Source organism: Nostoc sp. 'Lobaria pulmonaria (5183) cyanobiont' (assembly GCF_002949795.1).
GTDB lineage: Bacteria > Cyanobacteriota > Cyanobacteriia > Cyanobacteriales > Nostocaceae > Nostoc.
In genome coordinates this window covers 1,348,499-1,362,588 of sequence record NZ_CP026692.1, presented here as the reverse complement: position 1 = coordinate 1,362,588, position 14,090 = coordinate 1,348,499, and the positions used below count along the sequence as shown (strand labels likewise).

9 protein-coding genes are annotated in these 14,090 nt (G+C 41.7%); 6 read left to right on the top strand and 3 right to left on the bottom strand.

Annotation, left to right across the window (positions count from 1 at the left end):
- Positions 1-304: 304 nt before the first annotated feature.
- Complete coding sequence (locus tag NLP_RS05830; RefSeq protein ID WP_234017228.1) at positions 305-1,564, top strand: MFS transporter; 1,260 nt, start codon at positions 305-307, stop codon at positions 1,562-1,564.
- Positions 1,565-1,593: 29 nt separating this feature from the next.
- On the opposite strand, the gene hisIE is transcribed toward NLP_RS05830, so the two are convergent.
- The gene (gene hisIE / locus NLP_RS05825; RefSeq protein WP_104905558.1) at positions 1,594-2,244 is read right to left on the bottom strand and encodes a bifunctional phosphoribosyl-AMP cyclohydrolase/phosphoribosyl-ATP diphosphatase HisIE; all 651 of its coding nucleotides are present in this window, start codon (positions 2,242-2,244) and stop codon (positions 1,594-1,596) included.
- A 229-nt stretch (positions 2,245-2,473) separates the two neighbouring features.
- On the opposite strand from hisIE, the gene hemL reads away from it, so the two are divergent.
- Together hemL and NLP_RS05815 are read left to right on the top strand one after the other, a co-directional pair.
- Positions 2,474-3,772, top strand: a complete 1,299-nt coding sequence (gene hemL / locus NLP_RS05820) for a glutamate-1-semialdehyde 2,1-aminomutase (protein WP_104905557.1) — start codon at positions 2,474-2,476, stop codon at positions 3,770-3,772.
- A 715-nt stretch (positions 3,773-4,487) separates the two neighbouring features.
- The gene (locus tag NLP_RS05815) at positions 4,488-5,408 is read left to right on the top strand and encodes a polysaccharide deacetylase family protein (RefSeq protein ID WP_104905556.1); all 921 of its coding nucleotides are present in this window, start codon (positions 4,488-4,490) and stop codon (positions 5,406-5,408) included.
- Between the two features lie 76 nt (positions 5,409-5,484).
- Here NLP_RS05815 and NLP_RS05810 read toward each other — a convergent pair whose 3' ends face one another.
- Positions 5,485-6,369, bottom strand: coding sequence for a fasciclin domain-containing protein (locus NLP_RS05810; protein ID WP_104905555.1), 885 nt, complete (start codon positions 6,367-6,369; stop codon positions 5,485-5,487).
- Positions 6,370-7,116: 747 nt separating this feature from the next.
- Between NLP_RS05810 and NLP_RS05805 the strand changes: the two genes are divergently transcribed.
- The 3 genes from NLP_RS05805 to NLP_RS05795 all read left to right on the top strand — a co-directional run bounded on the left by NLP_RS05805 (position 7,117) and on the right by NLP_RS05795 (position 11,419).
- Entirely contained in the window at positions 7,117-7,911 is a 795-nt protein-coding gene (locus tag NLP_RS05805; RefSeq protein WP_104905554.1) for a glutathione S-transferase, read from the top strand.
- A 116-nt stretch (positions 7,912-8,027) separates the two neighbouring features.
- Positions 8,028-9,758, top strand: a complete 1,731-nt coding sequence (locus NLP_RS05800) for a helicase HerA domain-containing protein (protein ID WP_104909787.1) — start codon at positions 8,028-8,030, stop codon at positions 9,756-9,758.
- Positions 9,759-10,435: 677 nt separating this feature from the next.
- Entirely contained in the window at positions 10,436-11,419 is a 984-nt protein-coding gene (locus NLP_RS05795) for an RNA polymerase sigma factor, RpoD/SigA family (RefSeq protein ID WP_104905553.1), read from the top strand.
- Between the two features lie 243 nt (positions 11,420-11,662).
- Here the strand turns inward: NLP_RS05795 and NLP_RS05790 are convergent, their stop codons facing one another.
- Complete coding sequence (locus tag NLP_RS05790) at positions 11,663-13,861, bottom strand: CHASE2 domain-containing protein (protein WP_104905552.1); 2,199 nt, start codon at positions 13,859-13,861, stop codon at positions 11,663-11,665.
- Positions 13,862-14,090 lie beyond the last annotated feature (229 nt).

Here is a 14,090-nt window from a genome sequence, read left to right as displayed (position 1 = left end):
AAGAGGGGGTGGGTTTGTCAATGCTGCGAAATGTTAAAAACGATTGTATAAAAAATAAATACGAACGAAACAATCGGACTTTAAGCCATTTTTTTGTTACTTTACTTCATATAAACTCAGTCCTTAAACTTCTTTGCTACTTCTAATCAACAATCCCCAGTCAGACAGCAAGAAGCTTATTAGCTCGTATAACACCTGTGGAAAACTGCTAAAATCCCTGTGGAAACCCTGTGGAATTAGTGAGGAAAATTGCAGCCAATGATAAGAATTACCAAAATGTCAAAAAACCATGACATTTAAACTCATGAAATTAGCTTCTCAATCTCACTTATCATCGTGGTTGCCCTCGATACATCCCCAAGTCTGGATTTTCGCAATTGGTAGATTTCTCTCGGAAGTTGGCACCGGCTTTACCCTGTTTTATGCGCCCATCTTTTTTGTTAATCAACTTGGTTTATCTGCAACCAGTGTTGGGGTAGCCTTGGGTAGCGCCTCGATTTCCGGCATTGTAGGGCGGATTGCAGGTGGTTCTTTGGCTGATTCTGAATACTGGGGACGCCGCCGCACTTTGTTGCTAGCGACGGCGATTTCAGCAATTGCTTCTCTAGTTTTAGCTGCAACCAATAATTTCACTTCCTTAGTAATCGGTAGCTTGATTAGCGGTTTAGGAATAGGTTTCTATTGGCCGGCGGCTGAAGTTGTGGTTGCTGACGCTAGCCAAATTGACAATCGCCGCGAAACTTTTGCGATCGCCCGACTAGCTGATAATCTTGGGTTAGCGATCGGAATTGTCCTAGCAGGGTTTTTAATCGCGATCGTTGGGAATTATCGATGGCTATTTATCATTGATGCCATCTCTTTTATGCTATTTTTTGGAGTTGTCTATGTAGGGATTAGTGAAACTGAGCAAGAGCAGACAGAGGAATCTGAAAAGACAGAACTTTTTGCTGCTTGGATGGCAGTATTAAGAGATGGGCGTTTCCTAGTCTACATAGTAGTTAATATATTTTTTACAATCTATATTTCTCAAATCCACAGCACCCTGCCGCTTTACTTCAAAAATTATGTCCTTGTAGAAAGTACTGCCAAGGGATTTACTGAAACTACCATTAGCGGACTATTTACTTGGCATCTGGTGTTCGCAATTATTTGTCAGTTGCCTGTCACCAGCATCTTAAAACGCTGTTCTCACACACTCGCACTTACTGTTTCTGCGATTTTCTGGGCAATTGGTTTTGGACTGATTTGGGTAAGTGGGACAGCCCCATCCGATCATTTGCTTTGGGTAACATTGGCATTGGGAGTATTTGCTGTGGCAATTGTTTCCTATACCCCATCTGCTGCCTCTTTAGTGACTGAGTTAGCCCCGAAAAATCAACGCGGCGTTTATTTTTCCATCAACGCTTTGTGCTGGGCTGTTGGCTCTTTTATTGGTCATCCTTTGGGTGGATGGGCATTAGATCAACCACAAATTATTACCAATACTTACTGGCTAGGCTTCATCTTCAGTGTAGCGATCGCTATAGCAATTTTACAGTACCTGAATCGAATTTTGGCTGAGTAGGGGCGCACATCTGTGCGTTTATTTTCCCTCTATTGACGACGTTCTTGCAGCTTGCGATATACAGATTTTAAATCCACTTGATGGTGAGCTAAGGCAACCAAAGTATGATATAGCAAATCAGCCACTTCACCTGCGATCGCATCTTCTTGATCATCCTTAAAAGCCATTACCACCTCAGCAGTTTCCTCACCGATTTTTTTCAAAATTTTGTTATCGCCACCTGCGAATAGTTTACAAGTGTAAGAACTTTCAGTAGGATTATCGCGGCGATCGCATATTATTTGAAACAATTGCGACAATGTATCACCTGGTGGTGCAACAATTTTACCTTCTATTTGGTGAAAACAACTGCGCTCTCCAGTATGGCAGGCAACATCCCCTAATTGCTCTACCCCAATCAGGAGCGCATCACTATCACAGTCATAACGGATACTTTGCACTTTTTGGATATGCCCAGAAGTCGCCCCCTTATGCCACAATTCTTGCCGGGAACGACTCCAAAACCAAGTTTCTTCAGTTTCTAAAGTCTTTTGTAACGACTCCTGATTCATCCACGCCATCATCAGGACAGTACCATCTAGATAGTCTTGGACAATTGCAGGCACCAGACCCCGTTCATCGTAGCGAATTTTCTCAACCGGGATGGTGTAATGCAGCGATCGCGAATCGTTAGAAGACATACCAGCTAGTTTGCTCTCATGAGAATAATTTATGGATTCACGATACCATTCAGAATAGGCTAGCTGGTATATTTTTTGGAATTAAATATCTAAAGTCAAGTCTTCATTGGACTTGCATAACATATTGTTATTTTTTTGGTTCAGCTAATTTTATAGGATAGAAATTCTAAGCAGTGTTTGACCCTATCCTAAGATAGAGCGTTTTATTGCCCACTGTTAGGAGAGAACTTTGGTAAATACCACAATTAAAACAACAAAATCACAAGAAGTCTTCGCCGCTGCTCAAAATCTCATGCCCGGAGGAGTCAGTTCTCCAGTTCGTGCCTTTAAATCTGTGGGTGGACAACCCATCGTTTTTGAGCGTGTTAAAGGCGCGTATATTTGGGATGTAGATGGCAATAAATACATAGACTACGTAGGCACTTGGGGCCCAGCTATTTGCGGTCATGCTCATCCAGAAGTAATTGCAGCGTTGCATGAAGCTTTAGAAAAAGGCACCAGTTTCGGCGCTCCCTCAGTTCTAGAAAATGTTTTGGCAGAAATGGTCATCGATGCCGTTCCTAGCATCGAAATGGTCAGATTTGTTAATTCGGGAACTGAAGCCTGTATGGGAGTTTTGCGGCTGATGCGGGCTTTTACCAACCGAGACAAAATCATCAAATTTGAAGGCTGCTATCACGGACACGCCGATACGTTTCTAGTAAAGGCGGGTTCTGGTGTTGCCACACTTGGCTTGCCAGACTCACCAGGAGTACCTAAAGCAGCAACTAGCACTACTCTAACTGCACCTTTCAATGACCTAGAAGCAGTCAAAGCTTTATTTGAAGAAAACCGCGACGAGATTGCTGGTGTCATTCTTGAGCCAGTCGTCGGCAATGCTGGATTTATTGCGCCTGACGCTGGATTCCTAGAAGGATTACGGGAATTGACTCATGAGTATGGAGCGTTGTTGGTATTTGACGAAGTGATGACAGGCTTCCGCATTGCTTACGGTGGCGCTCAAGAAAAATTTGGCGTCACTCCCGATTTAACAACCCTGGGTAAGGTGATTGGTGGTGGTTTGCCAGTAGGGGCTTATGGCGGCCGCCGAGATATTATGTCAATGGTTGCGCCCGCCGGCCCCGTATATCAAGCTGGAACTCTTTCTGGTAATCCTTTGGCAATGACTGCTGGTATTAAAACTTTAGAATTGCTGCAAAAGCCAGGTACTTACGAGTCTCTTGAGCAGATTACTAAAAAGCTAGCAGATGGTTTGCAGCAAATTGCCAAAGAAACTGGTCACGCAGCTTGCGGCGGTCAAATCAGCGCTATGTTCGGCTTATTCTTTACCTCTGGCCCAGTTCATAACTATGAAGATGCGAAAAAGTCTGATACAGCCAAATTTGGACGCTTCCATCGCGGGATGTTAGAGCACGGTGTTTACTTAGCACCCTCTCAATTTGAAGCTGGGTTTACGTCTTTTGCTCACACTGAAGAAGACATAGAGCAGACTTTAGCAGTTGCACGGGATGTAATGTCGAGCCTGTAACCTGTTTTTTAAGGGATTTCCAAATAAAAAATATTCTGTCAACTCCTGTGGGGTGGGCATCTTACCCCACAAAATGGATGATTTATAGGAAGTCCCTTTTTTAAGAGAGAAACAAGCCTGCGGAATTTTCGGACTCACTTTCAAGCATTACTTGCAGAACTTTCAGCAGTTAATGATGTTCAATCGTTTTGCGCGGTTGGGGATAAAAGAAATTTTTTAACAGGTTTGCTCTTTACCGTCATTACTCAAGAAAGGTCACATCTTTGTCATAATTTCGCAATGGCTTCGTCAATAGGATATGCAATATTTAGCCTACATTAAGATTTATAGTTAATCAGGCAGGATTAATAAATTATAGGAGGTTAAATCCTTCGCAACTAAGAAGTGGCAAGTTTTGTGGCTCTTGTCTTTATCTTCGTTACAAAACTGAATTACGAATTATTTTAATTGCCTTTTACAGTTCTCGAAATTCCCCTCATGCCCTATAGGTTACAAAAATTAATGCGTAAGAAGATTCTCAGCTTCATGGTGAGGGTTTTGCTTATAGATATTAGATTATTCATTGGGTAAGGTATTTTTTCAGAGTCAGGGTTGGAGCTAACTTTAAAAAATATACCAATCATAACTGTAGCTTGTATGGCAAGGCTTACAGAGTAGAAATATCTGCCATAATTATTGTGAAAAAAAGATGGTTTCACCTTGAAGGAGCTATGAAGTGGACGACAATAGGTCATTTTTTGGTCTGCAAAAAATATTAGTTACGTTGCTTGTCTTGAGTGGCAGTGTGAGTGCCAGCACGATGATGCTTATTAAGTCAAGTTCCTCTAATGCTCAAAGTACAGAGAATACAAATGTAAACAATCTACCAATCAAAGTTGGAATTCAGCAGCAGATTGAAGAACTAAAAGCGATAATGCTTCAAAGTTGGCAGCAACAAGTACAAACAAAAGGTTTTTCATATACTTTGCCACAGCGTTTTCAGGGAGCAATAGTTAATGCCGCAAAACTTGCTCCCGAACAGAAAGTAATTGCGCTCACCTTTGATGATGGGCCATGGCCTGAAAGTACCGCGCAAGTACTCGATATTCTTAAAAAAAATCAGATTAAAGGGACATTTTTTCTTATTGGGCAAAATGTGAAGAATTATCCAGGCTTAGTGAAACGGGAGATTGCTGAAGGTCACGTAATTGGTAATCACACTTGGCATCATTGGTATCAATTCTTGAATCCACAAGCAGCTGCCTATGAAATTGACCACACAGCAGACTTGATTTATCAAGTAACAGGGATTAAAACAAATTTATTTCGACCACCAGGCGGAATCATGCACAATGGGGTGGCTAGTTATGCTAGAAATAGCAAATATGCCATCATTCTCTGGTCATCTGACTCTGTAGACTATTCACGTCCTGCTGTACCAAAATTAATTAACAATGTGTTTAGGAGGGCCAAGCCAGGTGGAATTGTGTTAATGCATGATGGTGGTGGTAATCGCTCTAAAACTGTGCAAGCTTTACCAGAAATTATTGCCAACTTTCGGAAACAGGGCTATAAATTTGTTACTATTCCTGAACTTTTAGAAATGCAAGATAAAGATCAAAAGCTGACTGCAAACAAAAAAACCGTCCAAAATTAACATCTGAACGGAATTTTAACCTATTAATACTTTATGCAAATCTAGTTATATTGCCAGTTATACTGATACCGTACAACTACAAGTCAGGAGGTAAAATCACCTGATCGATTGCGTGGATTACGCCGTTACTACCTGTGATATCTGCCTGTGTGACTTTAGCATCATTAACGGTAACACCACTAGCAGGATCAACTTTTACGTTGATTGTTCCGCCTTCAAGGCTTTTAACTTCGCCAGACTTCAAATCAGTAGACAATAACTTACCACTCACCACATGGTAAGTTAAAATCTTCAGCAATACTTCTTTGTTGTCTGGTTTTAACAATTCTTGCAAAGCATCTGGTGGCAACTTAGCAAAAGCTGCATCTGTGGGTGCAAAAATAGTTAAGTTATCTTTGCCTTGCAAAGCTCCGGTCAATCCTGCTGCTTTCAAAGCCTTGGTCAACGTGGTAAAGGAAGCGTTTGACTCTGCCAAGGCTAACAAATTTTTGCCTTGATTGTCACTTGCCCCTGGTCCTGGTGGAGTTGTAGTCGGTGTCTGAGTCGGTGGTGTGGTAGGTTGAGTTTGTGGGATAGTACGTGGGGTGCGGGGTGTAGGTTCACTAGGGGGTGTAGATTCACTAGGGGGCGTAGATTCACTAGGTGTCACACTACCACCACCACGGTTATAGGGAGGCTCGTTGAAAATACTTGGTTTGGGATTTAGCGTTCCACCACTATTCTGTGCTACCGATTTGCGTTTGGTATTGCCCTTTTCTGTTTGGGAAACAGCCTCAGCAGGTGTGTATTGAGCGTTTGCTTGAAGGCGTTGACCCTGGTTATAGAGGGCTTCGTTGAAAATACTGGGGTTAGGATTTAGTGCCTCTTTCGCGTCAGATGGTAAAGTAATGAGGACGCTGAAACTACTCAATCCTGCTATGCCTGCCAACGTGGTCAGCAATTTGCTGTAATTTGTCTTCATAAATTTTGTTTTTCTTTTTGTCCACAGATTACATAAAGATTTATAACATTTTGCTATGCACAAAATCTAACTCAAGAGGGAAGTAAGGTTTTTCTCTAGAAGAGTTTGTGCTAGTGAGGTAAAATGTTTAACCTCCACTCAAACTGATAAGTATGAAATATATCTACCATATATTTAATGTAAATTGAGTAAATTTTCTCCATTACACGAAAATGAGTTAAAAGCCCCACTCGGTGTCACGTAAATTCTCAGAAAGTGTGAAAATCTTATATCTACAAGTTATGAGTTAGAATCAGCTCCAAAGAAAGATTATACTTAAAAGACAATTTATATACGAACTTGTACGTAAATTAGTAGTTGATTCATAAATCCTAAATTACATAGGGAAGAAGGTTATATCTCAGAATTGACCATTGATTATTCAGCAAAAGCATAGAAATTAATTACCGATATATTTTAACGTAGGCTAACGGTGACAGAAACTGAAGTAACTGTTGAAGACCTACGAATAAGGAGTTAGGTTTATATTTATATATATGCTGAATTAAATTACTTAGTTATTCGATATTTTAATCAATCAGAAAGTAATATTTTTTAAAATCGATAATTTTGCCAAAAATTAGGCATCAGTTAAACCCTAATGTCAATTAATATAGATAACTAAGCAACTAATATCAATAAAAATTACTTAAACTAAAGATACAATTGTAAAGTTAAGAAGTTGACCAGTTACAAGATATCCAAAATATGCTGGAATTATACCAATGGGAACTCTCTCAATACTCAGAGAAAGTGCGCCTAATTTTAGATTTTAAAGGACTAGATTACCGCAAAATAGAGGTGACGCCTGGGATTGGACAGGTAGAACTGTTCCGACTGACTGGTCAAAAACAAGTGCCAGTATTAAAAGATCGTAATAAATATATTGCGGATTCTACGGAAATAGCTAAGTATTTAGACTTAGAGTATCCCGATCGCCCGATAATACCGCAAGATCCTAAACAACGAGGTTTAACTTTATTAATAGAAGAATGGGCGGATGAGTCCATAGGCATCAAAGGTCGCAAAGCACTATTTGCTGCCATAAGCCAAGATCAAAATTTCCGTAAGTCTTTATTACCCACCTCAACACCAGATATATTTAAAAGTCTGGTTCAAGGAGTACCTAGTGACTTACTGACAGTGTTGGGTTTTGGCGTCGGTTACAGCCCAGATGTGATCAAGTCAGCGATCGCATCTTTAAAACAAGACTTGGAAGCCTTGACGTTATTATTGGCAGATAGTCCGTATTTAACAGGAGATGAGCCGACTTTAGCTGACTTAGCAGTGGCTGGCTTATCGATATTACTCAAGTTTCCCTCTGGGCCCTATCTGGATTTACCAGCTTCTATCAGAGGTAAAGGATTGCCAATCTTTGCCGAGAATATAGATTATGAACCATTCTTTACCTGGCGCGATCGCCTTTACGCTCAATTCCGCAAACCGTTAATTAGTACCACTCCACCAACGGGAAGTGCGCCAACTTCGATTCAGATTGATTAGATAATAGGGCATGGGAAATTGGGCATGGGGCATAGGGGATGGAGAAGAAAAACAAATGACCAATGACCAATAACCAATGACCAATGACAAATGACAAATGACAAATGACTAATCAGATGAATTCGGCACAGCCATTAGGTTCGGTCATTCAAGGTTCTCTAACTGAAGGTTTAGAAGTACGATTGCATCCTGACATTTCTGTGGAAGATATGCGGGTGGGTAAATTTCTTGTTGTGCAAGGGATGCGATCGCGTTTTTTTTGTATGCTGACAGATGTAGCATTGGGAGCTGCTAATGCGCGAATTATTGCTAATCCCCCCAGTTGGGAAGACACTTTTTTACGAGATGTTTTAGCCGGAAGTGGCACTTACGGTACTATCAACCTCGCGCCGATGTTGATGTTCACTCCCGAATCTGAAGAATCTTTTTCCCCAACAAATGGCAAATCGGCAAATCCTTTCCTCCCATCGATGACGGGTTTAGCTTCATTTGTGCCACAAACCAGCACGACAATGGAATTGTTGCCAGTTAAAACTATTCCTAGCCACTTTAGTCAAGTTTACGAAGCTAGTGTTGACGATTTTCGCCGGGTATTTGGTTGGGAAGATGACCCCCAAAGGCGCAATTTTTCCATCGGCAAACCTTTGGATATGGATGTGCCGGTTTGTATCGATTTAAATCGCTTCGTGGAACGGAGTAATGGGGTATTTGGGAAATCTGGTACTGGTAAATCTTTTCTAACGCGGCTACTGTTAGCTGGCGTTATCCGTAAAAATGCGGCAGTCAATTTGATTTTTGATATGCACTCTGAGTATGGCTGGGAAGCTGTTGCAGAAGGTAAAAATGTTAATACCGTTAAAGGATTAAAGCAACTTTTTCCTAGTAAAGTGGAAGTCTACACCCTCGACCCGGAATCAACAAAGCGTCGGGGTGTGCGTGATGCCCAAGAACTTTATTTGAGTTACGAGCAAATAGAAGTTGAAGATATTAAGTTATGTAGCCGAGATTTAGGACTCTCTGACGCAGCTTTAGATAACGCCAATATTCTGTATAGCGAATTTGGCAAGTCTTGGATTGTCCAGTTGCTGAATATGACTAACGAAGAAATCGAGATGTTCTGCGAGGAGAAGCGCGGACACAAAGGTTCGATTATGGCATTGCAGCGCAAACTCTTGCGGATGGATAGCTTGAAGTATATGCGAGCAGTTTGCCCCCAAAATTATATTAGTAAAATTGTGCAATGCCTGGAATCTGGGAAGAATGTTGTGATAGAATTTGGTTCCCAGTCTAATATGCTCTCTTATATGTTGGTGACAAATATGATCACCCGCCGTATTCACGAGCATTACGTCAAGAAAGCAGATAAATTCCTGCAAAGCAAAAATCCCAGCGATCGCCCGACCCCATTGATGATTACCATTGAAGAGGCGCACCGTTTCCTTGACCCGGCTATCGTCCAAAGTACTATCTTTGGGACCATTGCCCGCGAACTGCGAAAATATTTTGTCACACTTTTGGTAGTCGATCAACGTCCATCAGGCATAGATAATGAAGTTATGTCGCAAATTGGGACTCGCATTACCGCTTTGCTGAATGATGAAAAAGATATTGACGCGATTTTTACAGGGGTATCTGGTGGTAGCGGACTGCGATCGGTATTGGCAAAGCTAGACTCGAAACAACAAGCTTTAATATTGGGTCACGCCGTTCCTATGCCTGTAGTAGTGCGTACCCGTCCTTACGACGCAACTTTTTACGCAGAAATTGGTGAACCAGCCTGGGAAGAAAAACCTGACGCAGAAGTATTCGCCGCTGCTGAACTAGCTAAAGCTGACCTTGGATTTTAGATTGTCATTTGTCAGTTGTCCTACCCTGCGGTCAGCCGCTGATGCGTCTATGTCGTTTGCAAATGACCAATACAACTCTTGGAGAGGCTGCGCCAACGACTTACCTCGGCTCCGGCTCCATTGAGCGAAGTCGAGATGCTCGGTACAAGCGACAAATGACCAATGACAAATGACAAATGACAAATGACTAATTCGTGACATCCCTCCATTATCACAGCAAATTAAGTTCGGTTATCCCGCTAGTTTTGGCAACAGAAGAGGGGTTTTTGGCGTCACTATAGATGTAGTCAGTAATTTTAAGGGTCTTTAAAATTTTTTTATATAACGGCTGCTTTTAAATTATAATGATAGGTTTTATCTTAAAATAGTTTACTATTTGCCTGATTTATCGTATCATAAGTTAAGGAGAACTCATACCGACTTCGGTTTTGCCAATCGGTGTCAGTAACTGTCTAAGAGAAGGATTCTCACAAATAACCAGCGTGCTTATAAAAGATTGAAAATTTAGGGAAGGTAGGGGAACCTATCATTGGGGGCTTACCGTCTTAACAACGGCTGTATCAATTAATTAATTGTTTTTGGTCGCTCCCAATATTTCGAGATAGATGTACTACTTTTCCCATCCATTTTAGTAATAAAACATACATTATCTTTAGGAAGTAGAGGACATCGCACCAATGCCTACTGTCAATACCCAAACGGAAAACCTCAACACCAAATTCACGGCTGATATGGTGCGAACCTATCTGCGAGAAATTGGTCGTGTACCACTGCTAACCCGCGAACAAGAAATTGTCTTTGGGAAGCAAGTGCAACAAATGATGAAGCTCATCGACGCCAAGGAAGCTTTGGCGAAGAAGTTGCAACGGGAACCGGAGATGTCAGAGTGGGCCGATCACGTTCAACAATCGGAAACCGATGTGCAACAAACGGTGGCGCAAGGTAAGCGGGCAAAGCAAAAAATGATCGAAGCGAATTTGCGCTTGGTTGTCGCTATTGCCAAAAAATACCAAAAGCGGAATATGGAGTTTCTGGATTTAATCCAGGAAGGAACACTAGGATTAGAGCGGGGTGTGGAGAAATTTGACCCAATGAGGGGTTATAAGTTCTCGACTTACGCTTACTGGTGGATTCGCCAAGCAATTACTCGTGCGATCGCTCAACAAGGTCGGACTATTCGCTTACCGATTCATATTACCGAGAAACTGAACAAAATTAAAAAAGTGCAGCGCGAGTTAGCTCAAACCTTGGGGCGATCGCCGACTCCAGCTGAAATTGCCAAAGAACTAGAATTAGAACCGACTCAGATTCGCGAGTATCTGAATATGGCTCGTCAACCAGTGTCTTTGGATGTGCGAGTTGGTGAGAACCAGGATACTGAGTTGCAAGAAATGCTCGAAGATGATGGGCCATCGCCAGAGTATTACACCAACCAGGAATTTTTACGCCAAGACCTGAACAACCTGCTAGCAGAACTAACCCCACAACAGCGAGAAGTTGTAGCTTTACGCTTTGGTTTAGAAGATGGTAATGAAATGTCATTGGCGAAAGTCGGTGAGAGATTAAATCTTAGCCGCGAACGCGTCCGTCAGTTAGAGCATCAAGCTTTGGCTCATCTGCGTCGCCGTCGTGCCAATGTCAAAGAATACATTGCTAGCTAAAACTAGAGACGCAAAATTCCGCGTCTCTACATCACTTTGGTGATCCGCCTCTTGAATTCAGGGGGCGATTTTTTTTTGCTGAAAATCAAGAAACGCAGTTAATCAGGTATTTGCTATCGGGATGAAATGCTAATCCGATACCTGCGCTATGCGTGTTTGAGAAACGAAATCCAACATTTTGCCATTAATTATTTTGTATCGGCTGACGAAAGTATGTGTAGCCACGATTTCTAATTGCGAGGGCTACATCCGTTTCAAATCTTGTAAAACTGCGGCGGCTGATTGATAGCGATCGCTAAAATGATAGCAAACCATTTTATCTAAAATCGCCGCTAATTCTTCGCTGACTGGCGCTGTTTGTCGCCACATCACATTCCCTGTTTCTGGATCTGGGTGGAGTTCTTGCGGTGGTATCCCAGTTATGGCTTGAATGCCAATCATTCCTAAAGCATAAATGTCACTGCATAAACGCGGATGACCGGCAAATTGTTCTGGAGGTGCATAACCCCGCGTCCCGATGGCTACTGTGGCTAATTCTGTTTGCTCACTACTCGGCGGTTGCATCAATTTGACAGCACCAAAGTCAATCAATACCAGCCGATTATCTTGAGCGCATCTAATAATATTAGTCGGTTTGAGATCGCGATGAATCACTCGATGCTGGTGAACAAATTCTAGAACTTCTAAAACTTGTTTGAGCATCTCCATCACAAATGATTGGTTCTGCACATTCTGTACAGGTGGTAATTCTTCGCTTAGGGTATGCCCCTCAATATATTGTTGAATTAAATAGAATTCCTGATTATCTTCAAAATAAGCAAGTAGTTCGGGAATCTGATGATGTTTACCCAAAGTTTCTAAAATTTCAGCTTCATTTTGAAACAACCTACGAGCAACTTGCAAAAATCGTGTATCTTGACGGGCTGGCATTAACTTTTTAACTACACAAATCGGATTACCCGGTCGTTGAGTGTCCTGTGCTAAATAAGTCCGACCAAATCCACCTGCACCGAGAGTTTGAGAGATTTTGTAGCGTCCACTCAAAAGCAAATCACCTGATTTTATTTTTGGTGAATCAATTGGGGGAAGAAAGTCAATAGACGAGTCGGGAAGTGCTGTTTTATCTTCTAAGAGTACATTTAATTGAGCGATCGCTTCTTGTTGTTTTTCCACTTGTAGAACAATCACCTGAGTTTGCCGTTGATTTTGGTAGCTAGTATAAGCAATCACACAGATACTACTAGTCACCAAAGCAAGAGCAGGAGGAATTAACGGCACCCATCCAGCTTGCAAAAACAAAGCAACGCAGATTACTACTAAGCCAAATAGAGTTATCGTTCCCACCACTAGCAAAAGCAGCGGATTTTGCCACCGCCATGCTAAAACACCACCTAATAGGGACCAGCCCCATACCCAAATAAGTTCCGCCCAGTCGGGCCAATACCAAATCAAAGGTCGCCCATCCAACACTGTACTGATGAGTTGACTTGCTATCTGTGCATGAATAAATAGAGCAGGCATTCTAGCTGGTTGATCTGGTAAAGCGCTGTAGGGCGTATAAAAGCCACCTGGAGGGATATTAGCTGCCGTAGTGCCAATAATTACCAGACGGTCTTTGAATAAACTGGGGTTGACTTGGCCGCTAAGTACATCTGTAAGGGTTACTTGGTCAGCGAGGCTGTTGGGATGACGGTAATTTAATAATATTTGATAGCCCTGTGCATCCAGATGTTGGTAGCCACCGGAATTAGGTTGTAAACGCAAAAACAGGGTTTTGCCTAACAGAAAATCTCCTTTTTTAGTGAAATCATATTTAATACCTTGTTTTTGCAGATAATCAATTGCAATTAATGCACCAAATGCAAATGATGTTGTACATTTATTGTCTGTAGAGTTAGCAAATAATAAAGTACGGCGGAGAATTTGGTCGTTTTCATTGTCAGCAACCACATCGCTAAACCCAACATTATCTATAGGGACATTTGGCGGTGGGGGAATTTCATCTCTACCCAAGCTGCTGAACAAACAGGTAGTGACAATATTATCTTGATTTTGGAGATTAGCCGCCAAATTATTGTCTTCTGGTCGGAAAAGATATAAACCAACAATTCGCGGTTGATAAGACTCTATTTTCTTTAATAGCTGATTGATTGTCCGATCTGATATGGGCCATTTCTCTCGTTTGAGATCCTCATCAGTAATTTTTACTAGCAAAATCCGCCGATCGGGTGCTTGTGCGGGACGCGATCGCAACATCTGGTCATAAACTCTTAACTCCCAAGGCTGTAACCATTTGAGTTCCCGAACTCCCCAGATAAAGGCGGTGACTCCTATACTGGTAACAAAAATAATTTGCATCCAGCTTTTGCTCTTAGAAGTTTCACGGGAATCTTGAACTTTGACAAAAGGTACGCGGAGTTTTTCTAATAGTCCACTAATCACGGCGTTGAGGCGGTAGCCTGAATTGGGTAGATGTTGTAGGCGCAGAAGTCAATTTTCGGAATCTAGGTTAAAAGCTAGTTAACCTCAGCTTTTATTAATGTAGTAATTTACTTGCTAGTTAGAGACTTTGACCAGAAAGAAAAAGGTACAAGCCCCTAAATTTATTTATGGGATTCAAAATGTTTGACTTTTGACTTTTGACTTTTGACTTCCCCGAAGGGGTTGACGT